This is a genomic window from Streptomyces sp. NBC_01381 (genome assembly GCF_026340305.1).
In the GTDB taxonomy this organism is placed as follows: domain Bacteria; phylum Actinomycetota; class Actinomycetes; order Streptomycetales; family Streptomycetaceae; genus Streptomyces.
This window is the reverse complement of record NZ_JAPEPI010000002.1, coordinates 1,931,483-1,955,401: the sequence shown is the minus strand read 5'-3', so window position 1 is coordinate 1,955,401 and position 23,919 is coordinate 1,931,483. Positions and strand designations below refer to the sequence as shown.

7 protein-coding genes are annotated in these 23,919 nt (G+C 69.6%); 5 read left to right on the top strand and 2 right to left on the bottom strand.

Going from position 1 to position 23,919, the window contains the following annotated elements:
* Positions 1–29: 29 nt before the first annotated feature.
* Complete coding sequence (locus tag OG453_RS30260) at positions 30–9,689, bottom strand: non-ribosomal peptide synthetase (RefSeq protein ID WP_266871736.1); 9,660 nt, start codon at positions 9,687–9,689, stop codon at positions 30–32.
* Between the two features lie 624 nt (positions 9,690–10,313).
* Here OG453_RS30260 and OG453_RS30255 point away from each other — a divergent pair.
* From OG453_RS30255 to OG453_RS30240, 4 genes are all read left to right on the top strand, one after another.
* Positions 10,314–18,251, top strand: coding sequence for a non-ribosomal peptide synthetase (locus OG453_RS30255; RefSeq protein ID WP_266871735.1), 7,938 nt, complete (start codon positions 10,314–10,316; stop codon positions 18,249–18,251).
* Between the two features lie 67 nt (positions 18,252–18,318).
* Complete coding sequence (locus tag OG453_RS30250) at positions 18,319–18,573, top strand: acyl carrier protein (RefSeq protein WP_266871734.1); 255 nt, start codon at positions 18,319–18,321, stop codon at positions 18,571–18,573.
* Complete coding sequence (locus OG453_RS30245; protein WP_266871733.1) at positions 18,570–19,760, top strand: acyl-CoA dehydrogenase family protein; 1,191 nt, start codon at positions 18,570–18,572, stop codon at positions 19,758–19,760. The genes OG453_RS30250 and OG453_RS30245 overlap by 4 nt, the downstream gene beginning before the upstream one ends.
* Positions 19,750–20,859 carry an HAD family hydrolase gene (locus OG453_RS30240; protein WP_266871732.1) on the top strand — a complete coding sequence of 370 codons (1,110 nt, stop codon included), beginning with the start codon at positions 19,750–19,752 and terminating at the stop codon, positions 20,857–20,859. The genes OG453_RS30245 and OG453_RS30240 overlap by 11 nt, the downstream gene beginning before the upstream one ends.
* 74 nt (positions 20,860–20,933) lie before the next feature.
* Here the strand turns inward: OG453_RS30240 and OG453_RS30235 are convergent, their stop codons facing one another.
* Entirely contained in the window at positions 20,934–21,521 is a 588-nt protein-coding gene (locus OG453_RS30235; protein ID WP_266871731.1) for an acireductone dioxygenase, read from the bottom strand.
* A gap of 870 nt (positions 21,522–22,391) precedes the next feature.
* Here OG453_RS30235 and OG453_RS30230 point away from each other — a divergent pair.
* Positions 22,392–23,918, top strand: coding sequence for an aminotransferase class V-fold PLP-dependent enzyme (locus OG453_RS30230; protein WP_266871730.1), 1,527 nt, complete (start codon positions 22,392–22,394; stop codon positions 23,916–23,918).
* Position 23,919 lies beyond the last annotated feature (1 nt).

Sequence of the window (23,919 nt, the reverse complement as noted above, 5' to 3'; positions counted from 1 at the left end):
CCTTTCGGCGTTTCGTCCGTACGGGCCGGCTAGCGCGACCGTGGCCGCAGCTTCGGCCTGGCCCTCGCGGGGCTCTTCAGGTTCTCGGCGAGCTCCGCCACCGTCGGCCTGGTGAAGACCGTCCGCAGGTCGACCTCCGCGCCGATGACGGTGCGGATGCGTCCGATCAGTCGCGTCGCGAGCAGTGAATGACCGCCGAGATCGAAGAAGTTGTCGTCGATGCCGACCGTCTCCAGGCCGAGGACCTCGGCGAAGAGCCCGGCGAGTGCCTTCTCGCGGTCGTCCCGTGGAGCCCGTGCGGGAGCCGCGGCGCCGGTGTGGTCGGGTGCGGGCAGCGCCTTGCGGTCCAGCTTCCCGTTGGGCGTGAGCGGAAGTTCCGCCAGCGTCACGACGGCCGCCGGCACCATGTGCTCGGGCAGCCGCAGCCCCAACTCCCCGCGCAGCTCCCGCTGGTCGAGGACCGCGCCGTCCCGCGGGACCGCGTACCCGACGATCCGCTGGTCGCCGGGCCGGTCTTCCCGGATCACCACGGCCGCGCTCGCCACGCCCGCGCAGTCCGCCAACGCGGCCTGCACCTCGCCCAGTTCGATGCGGAAGCCGCGCAGCTTGACCTGGTCGTCGGTGCGTCCCAGATACCTGAGGGTGCCGTCGGCGTTCCAGCACGCCAGGTCGCCCGTGCGGTACATCCGGCTGCCGGGCACACCGTGCGGATCCGCGACGAACCGCTCCGCCGTGAGCCCCGGCCGGTTCACGTATCCCCGCGCGAGCCCGGCCCCCGCGAGGTACAGCTCACCGGCCACGCCCGGCGCCACCGGAGCCAGCGCGGCGTCAAGGACGTACACACGGGTGTTCGCGATCGGTCGGCCGATCGGCGGGACGTCGTGTACGTCGCCGTCCGCGTCGCACGGGTGGAAGGTGACGTCGACGGTCGCCTCCGTCGGCCCGTACAGGTTGTGCAGCCGGGCGGGCAGCAGGGAGCGGAAGCGCGTCACCAGGTGGGCGGGCAGCGCCTCACCACTGCAGAAGACCTGCCGCAGGGACGTGCAGCCGCGCGCCGCCGGTTCGTTCAGGAACGCGTCGAGCATCGACGGCACGAAGTGGGCCGTGGTGACGCCCTCGGCCGCCACGAGCTCCGCCAGGTAGCGGGCGTCCCGGTGTCCTTCGGGCTTGGCGAGGACGAGGGTCGCGCCGTGCAGCAGCGGCCAGAAGAACTCCCATACGGAGACGTCGAAGCCGGCCGGCGTCTTCTGCAGGACCCGGTCGTCGGCCCCGAGCCCGTACTCGGACTGCATCCACCGCAGCCGGTTGACGACCCCGGAGTGCGGGACGGCGACGCCCTTGGGCACCCCGGTCGAGCCGGAGGTGTAGATGACGTACGCCGGATGGTCCGGGTCAGGAGCGCTGAGCGGCCCTGTCGCGTCGAGCCCGGCGAGGCGCTCCCGCACGGCGGGGTCGTCGAGGCGGACCGTCACGGTTCCCTCGTCCCACAGCCCGCCGGTGCCGGAGTGCGTAAGGACCAGGGCTGGGCGCGCGTCCCGCACCATGAAGCGGATGCGGTCGACGGGATATCCGGTGTCGATCGGCAGATACGCGGCGCCTGCCTTGAGCACGGCGAGGAGCGCGACGACAAGCTCCGGCGAGCGGGGCAGCGCGAGCGCCACGGTCCGCTCGGGGCCCGCGCCCTGCTCGATCAGGAGCCGGGCCAACTGCTCGGCGCGGGCGTCGAGTTCGGCGTACGAGGTGGGGGCGCCGTCGGCGATCAGCGCGGTCGCGTCGGGCGTGGCCAGCGCCTGGGCCCGGAACAGCTCCGGGACGGTGCCGGAAGGCACGGGCGTCGCGGTGTCGTTCCACTCCTCCAGGAGCCGGTGGCGCTCGCCGTCGGACAGGACATCGACCGAGGTGACGCGCAGGCCCGGGTCGTCCGCGACGGCGTGCAGCACCCGCAGCAGCCGCTCCACCAGGGCCGTCACCGTGCCGGGTTCGAAGAGGTCGGTGCGGTAGGCGACCGAGCCGGCGATGCCGTCCGGGGTCCCGTCATCGGCGTGCCGCTCGGCCACGTTCAGCGTCAGGTCCATCCGCGCGGCACCGGTGCGGACTTCCTGGGGGACGGCCTTCGCCCCGGCGAACGTCAGCTCGCCGCGCGGGTTGCTGTTGAACGCCAGCATGACCTGGAAGAGCGGGTGGTGGGCGAGCGACCGCGCCGGGTTGAGCGTCTCGACCAGGCTCTCGAAGGGGATGTCCTGGTGGGAGTAGGCGTTGAGGTCGGTCTCACGGACCCGGTCCAGGAGTTCGGCGAAGGTCGGGTCGCCGGACAGATCGGTGCGCAGGACCAGGGTGTTGACGAAGAAGCCGACCAGATCGTCGAGTTCCTCCTCGCCACGCCCGGCGACCGGCGTCCCGATCGGGATGTCGGTGCCCGCCCCGAGACGGTGCAGGAGCACGCCGAGTGCGGCCTGCAGCACCATGAACACGGTCGTCTGACGCGACCGCGCGAGGGCGATCAGCGCGCTGTGCAGCTCGGCGTCCACCCGGACCGGAACCGTGCCGCCCTCGTAACCGGCCTGCTCGGGGTAGGGGTGGTCGGTGGGCAGTTCGAGGCGCTCCGGGAGGCCCGCGAGCGCCTCACGCCAGTAGCCGACTTGCGCGGCGAGCAGACTCTCCGTATCGCTTTCGTCGCCCAGGAGTTGGCGCTGCCACAGCGTGTAGTCGGCGTACTGGACCGGGAGAGGGGTCCAGGCCGGGGATTTGCCGTCGCGGCGGGCGGCATAGGCGGCGCTCAGGTCACGGGCCAGCGGGCCCATGGACCAGCCGTCACCCGCGATGTGATGAATCGTCAGCACGAGTACGTGCTCGTCCTTGCCCAAGGTGAACAGGCAGGCCCGCAGCGGAAGTTCGGTCGCCAGGTCGAAGGGATGGCGTATCGCACGGTGCACGGCGGCGGCCAGGTCGGCCTCGTCGCCGACCGGCTCGACGCTCAGCGTCGGCCGGGCCTCGGCCGCCGCGACGACCTGCTGGTACGGCTGGCCGTCCACGTCGGGGAAGACCGTGCGCAGCGCCTCGTGCCGCTCCACGACATCGGCGAGGGCAGCTTGCAGGGCATCCGCGTCCAGCGCACCGGAGATGCGCAGTGCGGCGGCGCCGTTGTACGTCGCGCTGGGGCCCTCCAGGCGGTAGAGGAACCACAGGCGGCGCTGCGCGAAGGACAGCGGCATCCGCTCCGGGCGGACCGCGGGCAGGACCGGCGGCCGTACCGTCGTGCCGCCGCCGAACAGCCGCGCGAGGCCGGCCACCGTGGGCGACTCGAAGAACGCCTTGATGCCGAGCTGCACGCCCAGGGCGCTGCGGATGCGGCCGATGACGCGGGCGGCGAGCAGGGAGTGGCCGCCGAGGTCGAAGAAGTCGTCGTCCGCGCCGACCCGGTCGGGCTCGATGCCGAGCACGTCGGCGAAGAGCCCGGCCAGGATCTCCTCACGGGGGTCGCGCCGCGGCTTCTCGCCCCGGCCGTCGGCACCGCCGTCGGTGTCGGCAGCGTAGTCCGGCGCCGGCAGCGCCTTGCGGTCCAGCTTTCCGTGCGCGGTCAGCGGCAGGCCGTCCAGGACGACGACCGCGGACGGCACCATGTACTCGGGCAGCCGCGCGGCGAGCAGCTCCCGCACCTCGGCCGGGTCGACGGCGCCGCCGGTCTCCGCGACGACGTAGCCGACAAGACGCCGGTCCCCCGGCTGGTCCTCGCGCACCACCACCGCGGCCCGCGCCACCTGCGCGCAGCCGGTGAGCGCGGCCTCGATCTCGCCGAGCTCGATGCGGAAGCCGCGCAGCTTGACCTGGTCGTCGGCCCGGCCGAGGAAGACAAGCGTGCCGTCGGCGTTCCACCGCGCCAGGTCGCCGGTGCGGTACATGCGGGACCCGGCGGGCCCGTGCGGATCGGCGACGAACCGCTGGCCGGTCAGACCGGGCCGCCGCAGATACCCGCGCGCCAGGCCCGCACCCGCCACATACAGCTCGCCGGGAACCCCGGGCGGCACCGGACGCAGCCCCGCGTCCAGGACGTACACCCGCGTATTGGCCATCGGACGGCCGATCGGGACCGGCCCGTCGGGCACTTCGTCGCCCGGCTCGATCCTGAACTCCGTGCAGTTCACGGTGGCTTCGGTCGGGCCGTACACATTCAGGACGGTCACGTCCGGGTGCGCGGAGCGCCACTTCCGCAGTGCATCGCCGAGCAGCGCCTCACCGCCGAGCAGCAGCTCCCGGCGCGGCGAGATCTCCTCGGGAAGGCCTTCGAGGAGCGCGAGGTGGCTGGGCGTGGCCTTGAGGAAGTCACAGCCGAGCGACCGCACCTCCGCGTTCCCCTCCAGGTCGTCCCGCAGCTCGGCGAGGACCACGCGGCCGCCGGAGACGAGCGGGGTGAAGAGCGCGGTGATCGAGAGGTCGAAGGAGAGGGAGGTGTGCAGGAGCGCGACGCCTTGAGCCCCTGGGTAGCGGCGGCTGGTGTCGCGGAGGTAGTCGGTCACCGCCGAGTGCGGGACGGCGACGCCCTTGGGGGTGCCGGTGGAGCCCGAGGTGTAGATGACGTACGCGGGGTGGGCGGGGTCCAGCGGCGAGACGCGGTCGGTGTCGCCCGGATCGGCGGTGGGCTGCCGGTCCAGGAGCTGCCCGACGGCCGGGTCGTCGAGGAAGACAACTGGGGTGCCCTCGGCCCAGAGGCCGTCGGTGGCCGTGGCGGTGGCGGTGGTGGTGTCGGTATCGGTATCGGTATCGGTATCGGTGAGGACGAGGGTGGGGCGCGCGTCCTCGACCATGAACCGGATCCGCTCCACCGGATACCCGGTGTCGATCGGCAGATAGGCGGCACCGGTCTTCAGGACGCCCAGAACCGCGGTGATCACCTCGGCGGACCGGGGCAGCGCGAGGGCGACGATGTGCTCCGGGCCGACGCCGCGCTCGATCAGCAGTCGGGCCAACTGGTTGGCCCGGGTGTTGAGTTCCGCGTACGAGGTGTGGGAGCCGTCGACGGTCAGCGCGGTCGCGTCGGGCGTCGCGTGGGCCTGTGCCTGGAACAGCTCGGGGAGCGTGCCGGGCGTGGCGGGCACGACGGTGTCGTTCCACGTCCGGAGCAGCTCTTCCTGCTCGGCGGCCGACAGCAGATCCACTGCCCCGACGAGCTGCTCGGGGTCGTCGAGAAGACTCGTCAGCGCCTGGCGGTACCAGCGCCCGATGGCCTCGATCCGCTCCCGCGAGAACCGGGTCGCGTCGAACTGGATGACCCCGTCGATCCCCAGCGGCTCGCCGTCGGGGCCGTACCGCTCCCGCAGGGTCAGGGTCAGATCCCGGCGCGATACCTGTGTGTTCCACGACGAGGTCGACACGTCGAGACCGGGGATCTCCAGCTGCCGCGCCTCATGGTTCTGCAGCGTGAGCATGACCTGGTAGAGCGGCTGATGGTCCGCGGAACGGGCCGGGTTGAGGACCTCCACCAGACTCTCGAACGGCACGTCCTGGTGGGCGTAGGCGTTGAGGTCGGTCTCGCGTACGCGGTCGAGGAGCTCGGCGAAGGTGGGGTCGCCGGACAGGTCGGTGCGCAGGACCAGGGTGTTGACGAAGTTGCCGACGAGCGTGTCCAGCTCCTGCTGCGCCCGGCCGGCCGTCGGCGTACCGATGGGGATGTCGGTGCCCGCGCCGAGCCGGTGCAGGAGCACGCCGAGGGCTGCCTGCAGCACCATGAACACGGTGCTGCGGTGCCCCCGCGCCACCTCGACAAGCTCGGCGTGCAGGTCCGCCGCCAAGGGCAGCGGGGCCACTTCACCGCGCCGCTCGCCCGCGGCCGCTCCCGGGAGGTCGGCGGGCAGGTCGATGCGGTCGGGGAGGTCGGCCAGGGCCTGCTTCCAGTAGCCGAGTTGCGCGGAGAGAAGGCTGTCGGGGTCGGCGTCGTCGCCGAGGAGTTGATGCTGCCAGAGGGTGTAGTCGGCGTACTGGACCGGGAGGGGGGTCCAGGCCGGGGTGTTGCCGTCACGGCGGGCGGCGTAGGCGGTGCTGAGGTCGCGGGCCAGGGGGCCCATGGACCAGCCGTCGCCGGCGATGTGGTGGATGGTGAGGACGAGTACGTGCTCGTCCTTGCCCAGGCTGAACAAGCGGGCCCGCAGGGGCAGTTCGGTGGCGAGGTCGAAGCTGTGGCGTACGGCTTGGTCGATGGCGGTGGTGAGGTCGGCCTCGCCGATCGTCTCGACGGTGAGGTCGGACCGGGCCGCCGCCTCGGCCGCGGGCAGGATGTGCTGGTGCGGCTGGCCGTCAGCGTCGGGGAAGACGGTGCGCAGGGCTTCGTGGCGTTCGACGACATCACTTAGCGCGGCCTGCAAGGCGTCCGCGTTCAGAGGGCCGGTGAGGCGGAGTACGACGGGGACGTTGTACGTAGCGCTGGGGCCTTCGAGGCGGTAGAGGAACCAGAGGCGGCGCTGGGCGAAGGACAGCGGCATCGGCTGCGGGCGGGTGGTGGCCGGGAGCAGCGCGGGGCGGCTGGTGGCGTCTGTGCCGGTGTCGAGGGTTCGTGCCAGGGTTGCGATGGTGGGTGCGGTGAACAGGTCCCGTATCGCCAGGTCCGTTCCCAGCACCGCCCGTATTCGGCCGATCAGCCGCATCGCGAGCAGCGAATGCCCGCCCAGAGTAAAGAAGTTGTCGTCCACGCCGATGCCGCCGGGCTCGATGCCGAGGACCTCGGCGAAGAGTCCGGCCAGGATCTCCTCGCGTGCATCACGCGGGGCGCGGAAGGGTCCGTTGCCGCCGGTGTAGTCGGGAGCGGGCAGCGCCTTGCGGTCCAGCTTCCCGTTCGGCATCAACGGCAACGCGTCCACGGCCACCACGGCGGACGGCACCATGTACTCCGGCAGGCGGTCGGCGACGGCTTGCCTCACCTGGGCCGCGTCGGGGGTGGCGTCGTCCGTGCCGGGTACGACGTAGCCGACGAGGCGGCGGTCGCCGGGGCGGTCTTCGCGGATGACGGCGACGGCGCTCGCCACTCCGGGGCAGGCCGTCAACGCGGCCTCGATTTCCCCGAGTTCGATGCGGAAGCCGCGCAGCTTGACCTGGTCGTCAGCGCGACCCAGGAAGTGCAGGGTGCCGTCGGAGTTCCAGCGGGCGAGGTCACCGGTGCGGTACATGCGGGTACCGGCAGGACCGTACGGATCGGGGACGAACCGCTCCGCGGTCAATCCCGGCCGGTTCAAATAGCCGCGAGCAAGCCCCGCCCCAGCGACGTATAGCTCGCCGGGAACACCAGCCGGAACGGGGGCGAGCCCCGCATCCAGCACATACGCGCGTACGTTCCCCAACGGCCGACCGATCGGCGGCACCACCGCACCCGACAGGGGCCCACTCATCGTCGAGCAGACCGTCGACTCCGTCGGACCATACGCATTGACCATCAGACGACCCTGCGACCAGCGCCCGGCAACATCCGGACCGCAGGCCTCACCACCCACAACCACCGTCATCGATGCCGGAACGTCCGCCACATCGAGCACACCCAGCGCCGACGGCGGCACCATGCAATACGTCACGCCCGCATCACACAGCACACGCGCCAGCGCATCCCCCGGAGCCAGCACCTCAGCGTCAGCCACCACGAGCGCAGCGCCCGACAGCAACGCCAGACTCCAGTCCCACGTCGCCGCATCAAAGCTCGGCGACGCAAACTGCAACACCCGGCTCCCCGGACCCAGCCCCAGCTCCGGGCCCGACGCCGCCACCAGATTCACCAGACCCGCGTGCGCCACCACCACACCCTTGGGCACACCGGTCGAGCCGGACGTGTAGATGACGTACGCGGGATGTTCCGGAACCAGAGCCGCCACACGGTCCGCGTCCCGCAAGTCACCGGACGCAAGCTGTTCCAGCCGCGCCTCGATCCCCGCATCGTCCAAGGCGACCGCGGTGAAACCCTCGTCCGGCAGCAGCCCCACCGAGGCGGAGTCCACAAGGACCACGCTCGGCCCGGCATCCCTCAGCATGAAGCGGATCCGCTCCACCGGATAGACGGTGTCGATCGGCAGATACGCCGCACCCGCCTTCCACACCGCAAGCACCGCGACCACCAGATCCGCAGACCGCGGCAACGCAAGAGCCACCAACTGCTCTGGTCCCACGCCCTGTTCGACCAGGAGCCGTGCCAGACGGTTCGCCCGCGCATTCAGCTCGCCGTACGAATAGACCGTCTCCCCATTCGCAGACACCACAGCCGCCGCATCCGGCGACTTCGCCGCCCACGACTCGAAGACCTCCGACGCCGCCGCACCCTTCGGCACCTCCGTCAGCGGACCACGACCCCACACCTCCACCACACGCTCACGCTCAGCAGAAGCCAACAGACTCGTCGCACCCACCCGCTGATCAGCACCCTCCGCCACAGCCGACAGAAGGCGAAGCAGGCGGTCGGCGATGGTGGTGACGGTGTCGTGGTCGAAGCGGTCGGTGCGGTAGTCCAGGCGGAGGCGGAGGACATCGCCGGGGGCGATGGCCAGGCTCAGCGGGTAGTGGGTGGCGTCTCGGCCCTCGGTCGCCGCGATCTTCAGGCCGGGTGCCGGGGCGGCGGCGGACTTGTCACGGTCGGCGGGGAAGTTCTCGACGGCCACAACGGTGTCGAACGCGTCGCCGATGCCTGCTGCGCGCTGGATCTCGGTGAGCCCCAGGTGCTGGTGGGGCAGCAGAGCGCCCTGTTCGGCCTGGATGCGTACGGCGAGGTCGGACCAGGTGTCCGCGGCATCCACGCGGACCCGCACCGGGACCGTGTTGATGAACAGGCCGATCATGCTCTCGATGCCCGGGATCTCGGGCGTGCGACCGGAGACGACGGCGCCGAACAGCACGTCGTCCCGGCCGGTCATCCGGCCGACGAGTACGCCCCAGGCGGCCTGGATGAGCGTGCTCAGCGTGACGCCGGTGCGGCGCGCCTGGGCGAGCAGCGCGGCCGTGGTCTCCTGCGGGAGCTGTGTGACAAAGCGCTCAGGCAAGGAAGTTGAGGAGCCGTCAAGGAGCTTGGCCGGGGCGGGATTTGCGAGATGGGTGGGCTCCGCACCGGAGAGCGCAGTGGTCCAGGAGGCGAGTGCCGCGTCGCGATCCTGCTCGGAGAGCCAGACCAGGTAGTCCCGGTAGGGCGTGACGGGAGGAAGGTCGCTGTCGTCGCCCTTGGCGTCGTACAGGGCGAGCAGTTCGCGCACCATCAGGGGCGACGACCAGCCGTCGACGAGAACATGGTGCTGAGTGATGATCAGCCGGCCGCGGTCGGCACCGCCTTCGTCGGGCCGGTGCCTGAGCAGGGCGAACCGCAGCAGGGGCGGGGTTTCAAGGTCGAACCGGCAGGCCCGCTCGGCGTCGGCGAACGCCTTTGACTCGGCTTCGGCCTGCGCGGCGGGCAGGTGGGTGAGGTCGACCTCCTCCCACGGCAGCTCCACGTCGCGCGCGACGACCTGGACCGGCTGGTCGAGGTCGTCGATCCAGAACGCGGCGCGCAGATTCGCGTGCCGGTCCAACAGGGCCTGCCCCGCGGCGCGCAGCGCGACGCCGTCCACGGCACCCTCAAAGTCCAGGATCAGCTGAATCGCGTAGACATCGGGCCCCTCGCCGTCGAGGAGGGCGTGGTAGACCAGCCCCTCCTGCAGCGGCGAGAGCGGCCAGACATCCTCGAGCTCATGCGACATGGCTGATCCACTCCCCGTACGTACTTTGGACGCTACTCGTGACTCATGCGCTGCTTGTGACTTGGAAACCGATGACAAAGGCTCGGGCACCATACGTGCCGGATCGCAAAGAAAGGGATCCGGAAAGGGATCGCCGAGATGCTTTGAATCAACAAGGGGCCCGGCAGCGAGAAAGGCTTTCGAATCGGCCGATCCGCCCGTAGCCAAATAGACGACAACTCGCAGATAAGCCTGACATGCCTTTGAGATCTCCCCCGAGAAAGCTTTCCATGGGCCCCGCTCTCCCGTGCTGAATATACATCTCGACACGTGGCGATGAGCCTGGTCAGACGCTACTACAGTTGCCCGAACCTGTCACCCGTGATGCGCGCCACCTGCCCCAACACCTCTTCTGTGCACGAGTTCTGACGCCTCGCAAGACGCGTTGAAGGAGCCGAACTGTGGCGTATCCAACACTAGTAAGACACCAGTAAGGATGACTGTCGCCGACCCTTCGGGTAACACTCCGAAACCGGATGCCAAACCATGTGCAGCCGGAAGGCGCAATGTGTAACTATGCAGTCGCCCGGCGAGTGACCGGGCCCGGGTTCAAGTCGCTGCGGGGGGCGTGGGGTGCCGGATCCCATGGATGAACAATGGCCGTTGACGGCGGCTCAGTTGGGTGTCTGGTTCGCCGGTTCGCTGGGGCCTGGCGGCTCGGTGTACAACGTCGGCGAGCAGGTCGAGATCCACGGGCCGATCGTGCCCGATATTCTCGAGCGGGCACATCGGATTGTTCTCGACGAGGCAGAGACGCTGCGGTTCACGATCGCCGACGGTCCCGGCCCAACCGGCGATCCGGAAGCCTCGGACGGTCCTGTCCAGATGCGCCGGGACGCTCACGTGCCGGTACGTCGCGTCGACTTCAGCGCGGATGCGAACCCGCGCGAAGCTGCCGAGGCATGGATGCGGTCGGACATGGACACCGCGTTCGACCTGGTACAAGGGCCGTTGTACGCCCCCGCACTGCTCACCCTCGGCCCGAACTCCCATATTCTTTACAGCCGTTACCATCACGTCGTGATGGACGCGTGGAGTTCCGCGCTGATCACCCGCCGAACCGCCCAGGTCTACTCGGCCATGGTCACCGATCAACCGGACGACGGAACTCCGTTTCCTCCCTTCCGAACCCTGCTGGAACGCGAGAGCAGTTATCGCGGTTCAGAGGAGCAGGAAACCGACCGCCGATACTGGCTCAAGCGACTCCGCAACGCCCCTGCCCCGGTCAGTCTGTCCGACCGGCCGTACAGCAGGCCCACAGAAATTCTCCGGCAGCGCACCACGCTCGACGCGCATCTCGCGGACACGTTGCGTTCCGCGGCCGCTCAACTCGGCGTCAGCTGGTCGGTATTGGCCGTTGTGGCAACAGCCGCCTATTTGGGCGCGGTCACCGGAGAGAGCACGGTATCCGTCGGACTTCCCGTCTCGGGCCGTCTGGACGAGGACGAGCGCAATACACCGGGAATGGCGGTCAATGTCGTTCCGCTGCACATCGCGGTGGGGCCCGAACTGCCTTTGTCCAAGGTCGCAAAGCAGGTCTGGGCCCAGACGACCCGTGCGGCCAGGCACAGCAGATATCGAATGGAGGATCTGCGCCGAGAACTCGCCTGGACGACGGGCGCCGGCCTCCCCTATGGACCCGTCGTCAATGTCATGGCATTCGACTACGACATCGACTTCGGCGGCCACCGGGCCAAGGCGAGCAGCATCTCGCGACGCTACACCGACGACTTCTCCATCGCCTTCCACGAGGGTGAGCGCGAAGGCTCCATAGAGGCGCACTTCGACGCGAACAACCAGATGTACAGCCAGGAGGAACTCGACGCCCATGTCGACAGATTCCTCCTCTTCCTGGGACGAATGGCGAAGGCCGGACCGGACCAGCGGGTGGGCTCGCTGAGCCTGCTGACCGCCAGCGAGCGGGAGTCCATGCTGGGGGCGTGGAGTGGCTCGGCGGAGGCGGGGGCGGGGGCTGCGGCGACGCCGGTGAGTACGGTGCCCACCCTCTTCGAGGAGCGGGTCGCCGGAGCGCCGGATGCTGCGGCCGTGCTGTCCGCGGACGGTGAAGTGGGGTTCACCTACGGCGAGTTGAACGCTCGGGCGAATCGCGTGGCGCGGCTGCTCGTGGAGCGGGGCGTGGGACCGGAGCAGGTCGTGGCTCTTGCGCTGCCTCGGTCTCCGGAGCTGGTGGTCGCCGTTCTGGCGGTGCTGAAGGCGGGTGCGGCGTATCTGCCGATCGACACCGCCTATCCGGTGGAGCGGATCGGGTTCATGCTCCGGGATGCCCGACCGAGCGTGGTCCTTGCGGACTCGGCCTCGGTGGGGCTGCTGCCGCAGGAGGGTGTCACTGCGCTGGTCTTAAACGGTGCAGGGGTCGAGGAGCGGCTTGCGGGACTGTCGGCCGCTGACCTGAGAGACGCGGACCGGGTGGCGGCTCTGGTTCCAGACCACCCCGCGTACGTCATCTACACCTCCGGATCGACCGGCGTACCCAAGGGTGTCGTCGCCCACCACGCGGGCCTGGTCAACCTCGCCCTCGCCCAGAGCGAGCAGTGGCAGATCGACACGCACAGCCGTGTCCTGCAGTTCGCATCCCCCAGCTTCGACGCCGCCGCCTCCGAGATCTTCACCGCCCTGCTCTCGGGCGGCGCCCTCGTGACCGCCGATGCGGAGCAGTTGGCGCCGGGATCGGCCCTGGCGGCGGTGTTGCGCGACGCGAGCGTCAGCCACTGCACGCTGCCACCGTCCGCGCTGCCTCTCCTGGAGGTTGCGGATGTGCCGACGTCGATGACGCTGGTGGTGGCGGGAGAGGCCTGCGGGCCGGACGCGGTCGAACGCTGGTCCGCAGGGCGACAGATGATCAATGCGTACGGGCCGTCGGAGACGACAGTCTGCGCCACGATGAGCGAACCCCTGTCGGGCGCCGTCGTGCCGCCGATCGGCCGCCCGATCGCGAACGTACGGGTGTATGTGCTGAATGCAGGGCTAGCACCTGTACCGCCCGGTGTTCCTGGTGAGTTGTACGTCGCCGGGGCGGGCGTCGCGCGCGGCTACCTGGGACGGCCGGGGCTGACCGGTCAGCGATTCGTCGCCGATCCGTACGGGCCGCCCGGCGCCCGCATGTACCGCACCGGCGACCTCGCCCGTTGGAATCCCGACGGCACCCTGCAGTTCCTGGGCCGGGCGGACGACCAGGTGAAGCTGCGCGGCTTCCGCATCGAACTGGGCGAGATCGAAGCCGCCTTGACGGCCTGTCCGGGAGTCGCCGGCGCTGCCGCCGTCATCCGTGAGGACCGGCCCGGCGACCACCGCCTCGTCGGCTACGTCGTACCCGAGAACACCAGTCACGGCGTGGATACCGCCGCCACCCGAACCCTCCTGGCCGACCGGCTCCCCGACTACATGGTCCCCGCAGCCGTCGTCACAGTCACGGAACTCCCCCTCACCCCCAACGGGAAGCTGGACCGCAAAGCACTCCCCGCACCCGACTACAGCAGCGGCAGCACGCCGTCACGCGCCCCGCGTGATGCACGCGAGGAGATCCTGGCCGGACTCTTCGCCGAGGTGCTTGGGCTTGAGTCGAGCCAGGTGGGTGTGGAGGACGACTTCTTCACGCTGGGTGGCCACTCACTGCTCGCTATGCGGCTGATCGGCCGAATACGGGCGGTGCTGGGAACGGACCTGGCGATACGGGATCTGTTCACCGCACCCACCATCGCGACCCTGGCACGAACCCTCGACACCGGCACAGACGCCGCTGGCCGCCCCGCGCTGCTCCCGGCCACCACCCGCCCGCGGCCGATGCCCCTCTCCTTCGCCCAGCGCCGCCTCTGGTTCCTCTACCGCCTCGAAGGCCCCAGCCCCACCTACAACGTCCCCGTCGTACTCCGCCTCACCGGCCCTCTGAACGCGGACGCCTTGCAGGCCGCGCTAGGTGATGTCGTCGAACGCCACGAAGCCCTGCGCACAGTCTTCCCCGACGTCGACGGCCAGCCGCACCAACAGATCCGCCCGGCGACCGAGGCCCGCCCCGACCTCACCGTCGAGACGGTCGACGAGGCCGACCTCGCCACCGCCATCGACCAAGCCGTACGCCACAGCTTCGACCTCGCCACCGAACTGCCCCTGCGGGCATGCCTGTTCACCCTGAACGACGATGCTGCGGACGAGCACGTACTCGTCCTCACCATCCACCACATCGCCGGCGACGGCTGGTCCATGGGCCCCCTTGCCCGCGACCTGAGCACCGCCTACGCCGCCCGCCGCGACGGCAAATCCCCGGCCTGGACCCCCCTCCCGGTCCAATACGCCGACTACACCCTCTGGCAGCGGGAGTTGCTCGGCGACGAGGGCGACCCGGAAAGCCTCCTTGCCGCCCAGGTCGCGTACTGGCGAGAAGCTCTGGCCGGACTCCCCGAACGCCTCGAACTGCCCACCGACCACCCTTACCCCGAGCAGGCCGGATACGAGGGCGCATCCCTCCCCATACACATCGATGCGGGCCTGCACCACGCCCTGACCGCACTGGCCCGCTCGACCCAGACCACCGTCTTCATGGTGCTCCAAGCCGCCATCGGCGTCCTGCTGCACCGACTCGGCGCGGGCACCGACATCCCCATCGGCACCCCCGTCGCCGGACGCGGCGAAGACGAACTCGACGACCTCGTCGGCTTCTTCGTCAACACCCTCGTCCTGCGCACCGACCTCACCGACGACCCCACCTTCACCGAACTCCTCGACCGCGTACGCGAGACGAACCTCAACGCCTACGCCCACCAGGACATCCCCTTCGAAAGCCTCGTCGAGGCCGTCAACCCCACGCGCTCCCTCGCCCACCACCCCCTCTTCCAGGTCACGCTGGCGTTCAACAACACCCCTCCCACCAGCGTGAATTTCCCAGAGGTGGAAGCCGTTCGGGAGTTCGCCGACGTTCAGGCCGCCCGGATGGACCTCACGGTCAATCTCGCCGAGCGGCACGGCGACGACGGGGCCCCGGACGGCATCGCCGGTGTGCTCACGTACCGCACCGACCTGTTCGAGCCGGGAACGGCGACCGCGCTGGTGGAGCGGCTGCTCCGCGTGCTGCGCGCCGTCGCGGACAACCCCGGCGGCCGCGTCGCCGCCGTCGGCGTCCTGTCCGACGGCGAACGGCACCAGCTCATCGACCGATGGAACGACACCGCCGCGCCCGTGCCTTCCGGCACGGTTCCGGAACTGTTCCAAACACAGGCCCACGCCACGCCCGACGCGACCGCGCTGATCGCCGACGGCGCCGCCCACACCTCGTACGCGGAACTCAACACCCGCGCCAACCAGTTGGCCCGGATCCTGATCGAGCGCGGCGTCGGCCCGGAACACATCGTCGCCCTCGCGCTGCCCCGATCACCCCGGCTCATCGTCGCCGTGCTGGCCGTACTCAAGGCGGGCGCCGCCTACCTGCCGATCGACACCGGCTATCCAATCGACCGCATCCGCTTCATGGTCCGGGACGCGCGCCCCACCCTCGTCCTCACCGATACCGATGCCGATACCGATACCGAGACCACCACCGACGGCCTCTGGGCCGACGGCACCCCCGTCCTCCGCCTCGACGACCCGGCCCTCCAGGCCCGGCTGGCCCGACTCGACGCGGCCGACACAACCGATCCGGCCACCGCAGCCCACCCCGAGAGCCCGGCATACGTCATCTACACCTCGGGATCGACCGGCGTACCGAAGGGTGTCGTCGCCCACCACGCGGGGCTGGTGAACCTCGCCCTCGCGCAGAGCGAGCAGTGGCAGATCGGGCCGCGGAGCCGTGTGCTGCAGTTCGCGTCGCCCAGCTTCGACGCCGCCGCCTCGGAGATCTTCACCGCCCTGCTCTCGGGCGGCGCACTCGTCCTGGCAGGTGCCGAGCGCCTGATGCCCGGTGAGGCCCTCGGCCGTGTGGCGCGGGACGCGGGAGTAACGCACTGCACGCTGCCGCCGTCCGCCCTGAACGTGCTCGACGTGGCAGATGTGCCGCAGTCGATGACGCTGGTGGTGGCGGGCGAGGCCTGCGGGCCGGACGCGGTCGAGCGCTGGTCCGCAGGGCGACAGATGATCAATGCGTACGGGCCGTCGGAGACGACGGTCTGCGCCACGATGAGCGAACCCCTGACGGGGGCGATCCTGCCGCCCATCGGCCGGCCCATCGCGAACGTACGCACGTATGTACTGGACGCGGGGCTCTCCCCCGTACCTCCCGGTGTTCCTGGTGAGTTGTACGTCGCTGGTGCGGGCGTCGCGCGCGGCTACCTGGGACGGCCGGGGCTGACCGGTCAGCGATTCGTCGCCGACCCCTACGGGCCGCCCGGCACCCGCATGTACCGCACCGGCGACCTCGCCCGCTGGAACAACGACGGCACCCTGCACTTCCTCGGACGCGCCGACGACCAGGTCAAGCTGCGCGGCTTCCGCATCGAACTCGGAGAGATCGAAGCCGCCTTGACGGCCTGCCCGGGATTCGCCGGCGCCGCCGCCGTCATCCGCGAAGACCGGCCCGGCGACCACCGCCTCGTCGGATACGTCGTACCCGAGAACAACACTCACGGCGCGGATACCGCCGCCACCCGAACCCTCCTGGCCGACCGACTCCCCGACTACATGGTCCCCGCAGCCGTCGTCACAGTCACGGAACTCCCCCTCACCCCCAACGGAAAGCTCGACCGCAAAGCACTCCCCGCACCCGACTACACGCTCGGCGCCACAAGCACCACCCGCGCCCCCAGCACCCCAGAAGAGAAGTCCCTCACCGCGCTCTACGCGGAGGTTCTCGGTCTCGACCCCGCCCGCATCGGCGTCGACGACAGCTTCTTCGCGCTCGGTGGCGACAGCATCAGCTCCATCGTCCTGGTCAGCCGGGCCCGCGAGCACGGCCTCGACATCTCACCCCGCGACATCTTCAAGGACCAGACACCGAAGCAACTGGCGCGTACCGCAAGTCCATTGGGCGTCGGCCGCGCTCAACCGGTGGCGGACGACGGTGTGGGCCGGGTGCCGCTGACGCCCATCATGCGGTGGCTGATCGAGCCGGGGCACTCCTTCGACACGTTCTTCCAGGCGAGGCTGGTGCAGGTGCCCGCCGCTATCGGGCGCGGCCCGCTGGTGGAGATCGTGCAGGCCCTGCTCGACCGTCACGACATGCTGCGGGCCCGTCTGACGCATGCCGGTGACGGGGGCGAGGCTGCCCTGGAGGTTCCCCCTGCCGGGGGGAAGCAGGCCGACGAGGTGCTGACCCGTGTGGACTGTGCCGGCGTGACTGCGGCCGAGCGTGAGCGGCTGATGGCCGACCATGCCCGGCAGGCTCAGGAACGCCTGGCGCCGTACGACGGGGTCATGGTGCAGGCCGTGTGGTTCGACAACGGGCCGCAGGAGCCCGGCAGGCTGCTGCTCACCGTTCACCACCTCGTGGTGGACGGCGTGTCCTGGCGCATCCTGCTGCCCGATCTCGCCGCCGCGGGGGCGGCCGTGCTCGCGGGGCGGACACCGGACTTGGCACCGGTGCCGACGTCCTTCAAGGGCTGGGCGGAGCGGCTCGGCGCGCTTGCCGTCGACCCACGCCGGGACGGCTCTCTCACCCACTGGACCGAGACCCTGGCGGGGGATGAATCCATCCTCGGGGAACGGGAGTTGAGTTCTTCGGTCGACACGGCTGAGCAGTTGCTCTCGCTGCGTGTGACGGTGCCGGTGGAGTTGTCGGAGGCGTTGGTCGGCCGGGTGCCCGCCGCGCTGCACGCCGGCGTGGACGACGTACTCCTGACGGCGTTCGTTCTCGCGATCGCCCAGTGGCGCAACGCCCGCGGCGGCGTGGGCTCATCGGGCGGCCCTGCCGGGAACTCCCTGCTGGTCGATGTCGAGGGGCACGGCAGGGAGGACGGTCTGTTCGACGGGGTCGACACGTCCCGGACAGTGGGCTGGTTCACCGCGGTGACTCCCGTGCGGCTCGATCCGGGGCGGGTGTCCTGGGGCGAGCTCCGGCGGGGCGGACCGGCCGCCGGGCGTGCCCTGCAACGGGTCAAGGAGCAGCTGCGGGCCGCGTCGGAGCTGCGTATCGACCACGGGCTGCTGCGTCATCTGAACCCGCGGACCGCGCCGGTGCTCGCCGCGCTGCCGGAACCGCAGGTGGCGTTCAACTACTTCGGGCGGCTGCCCGCAGGCGGGGCCCGCGGCGGCGCGGGCGACTGGCAGCAGGTGGACGGTGTCCCGGCGACCGGCGGCCTCGACCCGCGGATGCGTCTGACGCATGCGCTGATGGTGAACGCGGTGACGGCCGACGGGCCTTCGGGGCCGCAGCTGACGGCCACCTGGTCGTGGCCGCGTGACGTCCTCGCGCGCGAGGACGTGGAGCGGCTCGGTGCGGGGTGGGTCGCCCAGTTGAAGGCGCTCGCCGCGCACGCCGACGGTCCCGACACGGCCGGTCGTACGCCTTCGGACCTGTCCCTCGTGAGTCTCAGTCAGAACCAGATCAGCCGGCTCGAGAAGAAGTGGCGGGCGAAGCGGTGAGCCTCCCCGTGGCCTTCCCGGCGAGTGGCGAATTCCTTGATCATGTGAGTTGGAGTGTGATGTCGCAGTGACTTCCGTATACGAGGACGAGGCCGTCCGATCCCGCGTTCTCGAGTACCTGCTGCGGTACGTGGACGACCCCTCCGAGCTGGAGGGCATGCAGCTCATCACCGGCGGGGTGCTCAACTCGCTTGCCACGGTGTCTCTCGTAGGCCACCTGGAGAAGGAGTTCGGCGTCGAGGTCGAGGACGACGACCTGGAGATCGAGAACTTCGACACGGTGGACAGCATCGTGCGGTTCGTGCAGGGGAAGCAGGCATGAGCGAGCCGCCGCCGACCGCGGAGGAGCTGGGGCGGCTGCTCCTGCCGCTGGCCGACGAGATCGATGCCGCGCGGGCGGTGCCGCCAGGGGTGATCGAGACGGTCGCCAAGTCCGGGGCGCTGGGCGCGATGGTGCCCGCCGAGTACGGCGGGCGGCCGATGAGCCACCAGGAGTACGGCGAGCTGAGCCGGGCCGTGGCGCACACATCGGCTTCGTTGCAGAGCCTGTTGACCGTGCACGGCATGGTGTGCGCGAGCCTGAGCCGCTGGGGGTCCCCGGCCGTCCGGCGGCGGCTGCTGCCGCGTCTCGCCTCGGGTGAGCTGCTCGGCGCGTTCGGCCTCACGGAGGACGGTGCGGGCAGCGACGCCCAGGCGATCGGGACGACCGCGGTGCCGGAGGAGGAGCCGGGAGATGCGGACTCCGCGCAGACGTGGTGGCGTCTGGACGGGGTGAAGCGGTGGCTGTCCTTCGGGCAGGTCGCCGGCTGTTTCCTGGTCTTCGCCAAGCACGGCGAGCGCAGTGTCGGTTTCCTCGTCCAGCGGGACGACCCGGGGGTCACGGTGGTGCCGAGCCGCCCCACCAGTGGTTTCCGCAGCGCCATGCTGGCCGATCTGCAGCTGGACGGCTGCCGGGTCCCCGCCGACCGGATGGTGGGCAGGCCCGGCTTCGGTGTGGCCCAAGTGGCGGGCAGCGCACTGTCGTTGGGGCGGCTCTGTGTCGCGTACGGATCGCTGGGGCTGGCCGAGGCGTGCTGCGACGCGATGCTCGGCCACACCAGCGGGCGCAGGCAGTTCGGCGGCCGTCTGATCGATCTGCAGCTCGTGCGCGGCCTGATCAGTGACGCCGTGGTCGACACCGAGGCGGCGCGGCTGCTGTGCGGGCAGGCGGCGCGGGCCATGGACGTCCAGGACGGCCGGCTGATCCAGCAGGTCCTGACCGCGAAGCTCGCGGCGTCCCGCGCCGCGGGCACGGCGTCGGCGGCGGCCGCCCAACTGCACGGCGCGGTGGGCCTGGTGGACGGGGGTCCGGTGGACCGCTGGGTCCGGGACGCGCGGGTCATGCAGGTCATCGAGGGCAGCACTCAGCTGCTGCAGCATCTGCTGGCCGAGGAGAGCCTGCAGAGCTTCCGGGTACGCCGCCGCGATCCTCGGTATCCGTTCACGCAAGGAGCTGATCATGTCGAGTGAGCCCGTCACGCCCGGGGAGCCGGTCGCGCCCAATGAGCCCGCCACGCCCAATGAGCCCGCCACGCCCAGTGAGCTGGTCAAGTGTGTCGTCTGGGATCTGGACGACACGGTGTGGGACGGCGTGCTGTCCGAAGGCACCGGAGTGGCGCTGCGGCCCGGCGTGCGCGAGGTCATCGACGCCCTGGACCAGCGCGGCATCCTGCAGTCGATCGCCAGCAAGAACGACGAGAAGGCGGCGCTCACCGAGCTCGAACGCCTCGGCATCCGCGACTACTTCCTGGTGCCGCACGTCTCCTGGCAGCCGAAGTCCGAGCTGGTGCGGTCCATAGCCGAGCGGCTCAACATCGGCGTCGACACGCTGCTGTTCATCGACGACTCCGAATTCGAGCGCGCCGAGGTCGAGTTCGCGCTGCCGCAGGTGCGGTGCGTGGACGCCGTCGAGGTCTCCGGGCTGCTCGCGCGGCCCGAGCTGTCCCGTCCGGTGACCGCGGAGGGGCGCGGGCGCCGCGCGATGTATGTGCAGGCGGAGCAGCGGGGCGAGTACGAGAAGTCCTTCGCGGGGCCGCAGATCGAGTTCCTCAGGTCGCTGCGGATGCGGCTGACCGTCGCGGTGGCCACCCCGGAGGACCTGGAGCGCGCGGCCGAGCTGACCGAGCGTACGCACCAGCTCAACACGACCGGCCTGACGTTCTCCAAGGCGGAACTGCGCGACCTGATGGACAGGGACGACCAGACGCTCCTCGTCGCACGCCTTGAGGACCGCTTCGGCACCTACGGCACGATCGGTCTCACGCTGGTCGGCAGGTCGCAGTCGGAGTGGCGGATCAGGCTGTTCCTGATGTCCTGCCGGGTCATGGGGCGCAATGTCGGGGGCGCGATCCTGCGGTATCTGGCCCAGGCCGCCGATGCCGGACAGGTGTCCCTGACCGCGGACTTTCTGCCCACCGAGGTGAACAAGCCGATGTATACGGTCTATCGGCTCGCCGGGTTCAAGAAGACCCCTGTCGAGGGTCCCGCACAGGTGCTGCGGCTCACCCCTGGCCTGAAGCACGGCTATCCCGACTATCTGGAGCTCTCACTGCCCGAGAGCTTCGAGTAGCGGATCGGTCCTTCCGGCCCCGCCACGCCCCAAGGACCGCCGGTCACCGAGCGCGGTGACCGGCGGTCCTGCGTTCACAACGCCACGCGCCCCGCGATGAGTTCGTCGAAGTCGGGGAAGCTCAGCGCGATGTCGCTGCCGGTGAAGTTGCCGATCCAGCCGTCCTCCTCGTGGAAGAAGCGGATGACGGAGAACGACGGCGCGGCCCCCATGTCGAACCAGTGCTTGGTGCCGCGCGGCACGCCGAGCAGATCGCCCGCCTCGCACAGCACCGCGTGCACCTCGCTGCCGATGTGCAGGTAGAAGGCCCCCGCGCCCGCCACAAAGAACCGCACCTCGTCGTCATCGTCGTGCGTGTGCTCACTGAGAAACTTCTTGCGGGCCGCCTTCGCGTGCAGCCGCTGCCCCAGGTCCTCGCTGGGGCGCAGGCCGACGACGTCGACGGTGGCGAAGCCCTCCGCCGCCGTGAGCTCGTCGATCTCGGCGCGGTAGCCGGCGAACACCGTCTCGGAATCGGCGTCTTCGGGCACCTCGGCGCGCAGCGGCCACTGCTCGTAGCGGACCCCCGCGGGCGCAAGGACGGCGGCTATCTCCACCGGGTCGGTGGTGCGGCGTACGACGGTGTCGGGGCCGGACTCCGGCCAGGTCGTCAAAAGGGTCATGACGTACTCCTCAAGGCATCGGCAATTCCCACAGTGCACGGTATCCCGTTGATCGCTTTCCCGGTGATCGCTTTTCAGGGGGGGCGGGGCTGCGGCACACCCTGGTGATCGGGTGATCGAGCGATCGGCTGCCGACAGCGCCACGCGCGTCCCTGACGGCCCGCGGGTCACAACGAATCAAGAAAAACCGGCCGGTTGAATTGGTTAGCAAATTTGGTGTGGCCAGAATTTCACCCACCCAGAATGAGACGCTCCCCGTCTCGGCAGTTCGGTCAACCCGGCCGTCACATGACAATGGCAAAAATCATTCGCCCTTGGCCTGTTCCGTCCGCCGAATCGAAGCACCACCCCTTGCCCGCCCTGGGAAACGTGTCGCACACACCGGATCACGGCGTTCGGCCACTTGTCTCAAAATGGAGGACGCCCCATGGCATGTGGGGTACCTGTGAAAACAGTTGTGGCCAAGAGCAATTGAAAGGACATCAGGTGACGCGCATAGTTTTCAGACAGACCATTGAAAGAGTCACCGATCCGAAACATATGGCTCTACGGTTGCTCCACGTGGGGGGAACCACGAGGGGCATGAGGGGGGAGACGCCGATCGTGCGGGAGTGGCGCGAGTACCGGGGGGTCCGCGCCGCTCTGTAACACAAAAGGCCGTTCCTTCGAGGGGGAAGTTCCGTGCGGTCACCGCTGAACGCGGGCTGCCGGAAAGGATGTTGCTGCCCGACTTGATCAGCCGAGGCCGCCGCATCGGCATCGAAGTCCTTATTCCCGTCGGCATGCTCAAAAACTCTGGAATCTGCACAGGTTGCGTGCGCCCCACACGGTCATGTCGGGCAACACAGGGACTTTCTGAAGGAGACCCTCGTGACGGAATCTCGGCCGAACAATCCCGCTTCCGAAGGGAGCGGATTACTGCTCGAAGCGTTTGACGCCCAGTTGTTCCGGGAGACTTCCGAAACCGCTCTTGCGAAGCTGGAGAAGCACCTTTCCGATCTCTCCATCAGGGGCCTGGAGCTGACGGATCCGGCGCTGCTCTCGCAGGCCGCGAGGGCCCTGATGACGACGGAGCGCGACAGCGTCGCGGCGTTCGACGAGGAGAAGCTGGCAGGGATCATCGACCTGTACATCAGGACCGGCATCCAGGTGCACTCGCCCGGATACATGGGCCGGCAGTTCTCGGGCGTCGTACCGCTCGCGGGCGTCATCGACTTCGTGAGCTCGGTGGTCAACCAGCCGGCGTCGTTCTACGAGGCGGCCCAGCTGCCCAACGTGGTCGAGCGGATCATGGCCGACGAGCTGAACCGGTTCATCGGCTACGACCCGGCTCGATTCACCATGCTGACCACGTCAGGGGGGTCGCTGGCCAATCTCACCGCGCTGCTCGCGGCCCGGAACCAGAAGCTGCCCGGATTCTGGGCGCACGGCGGCTCCGCCGTGCGCGGCCAGCCGAGGCCCGCCATCGCGGTGGGCGCGGACGTGCACTACAGCGTCGCTCGCGCGGCCGGTGTGATGGGCATCGGCGAGGCGCAGCTCGTGCGGCTTCCGCTGAACCCGCAGGGGCAGATCTCGGTGGCCGACGCACGCCCGGCCCTCGCGGCGGCCGAGCGGCAGAACCTGAAGGTGTTCTGCCTGGTCGCCTCGGCAGGCAGTACGTCGGTGGGGGCCTTCGACCCGATCGACGAACTGGCGGAACTCGCCCGGGAATTCAATCTCTGGCTACATGTCGACGGGGCACACGGGGCGAGCCTTCTCGTGTCGGACACGCTCCGCGAAAAACTGCGGGGAATCGAGCGCGCGGATTCCCTGACCTGGGACGCGCACAAAATGATGTTTGTGCCCGCGCCCTGCACGATGCTCTTCTACCGGGACAAGGAGACCAGCCGCACGGCGTTCCGGCAGAAGGCCAGCTATGTGTTCGACGAGGAGCCGGACATATACACGGCGTACGACAGTGGCGGCAAGAACTTCGAGTGCACGAAGCGTCCGATGATCATGACCTTGTGGACGCTCTGGGCCATGTACGGACCGGCACTTTTCGCGGAGAAGATCGATTATCTCTGCCAGTTGACGGAGGAGGCCCACGCAATCCTGCGGGCCGATCCCGACTTCGAGACGCTGCACCGTCCTGAGGCGAACATCCTGTGCTTCCGATATCACCCGGCAGACATCAGGAAGGAAGATGTGCACCGCCTTCAGATCGCCATCCGAAATCGCGTCAAACTCCGGGGAAACTTCTTCATCTCCAAGGTGAACATCGATGGGGTGGCCGCACTGCGCGTGGTCATGATGAACCATCAGGTCACCGACGGGCACTTCCGGATGCTGATCTCCGAGATCAGGGCTACGGGTCAGGAACTTCTCAACAGCGAACCGGGAACAGAAACAGCTTAGA

What these genes read in the sequence shown, in the direction of transcription:
- OG453_RS30260 (WP_266871736.1), bottom strand. Translation starts at nt 9,689, where the DNA reads ATGTCGCATGAGCTCGAGGATGTCTGGCCGCTCTCGCCGCTGCAGGAG.
- OG453_RS30255 (WP_266871735.1), top strand. Translation starts at nt 10,314, where the DNA reads ATGGATGAACAATGGCCGTTGACGGCGGCTCAGTTGGGTGTCTGGTTC.
- OG453_RS30245 (WP_266871733.1), top strand. Translation starts at nt 18,570, where the DNA reads ATGAGCGAGCCGCCGCCGACCGCGGAGGAGCTGGGGCGGCTGCTCCTG.
- OG453_RS30240 (WP_266871732.1), top strand. Translation starts at nt 19,750, where the DNA reads ATGTCGAGTGAGCCCGTCACGCCCGGGGAGCCGGTCGCGCCCAATGAG.
- OG453_RS30235 (WP_266871731.1), bottom strand. Translation starts at nt 21,521, where the DNA reads ATGACCCTTTTGACGACCTGGCCGGAGTCCGGCCCCGACACCGTCGTA.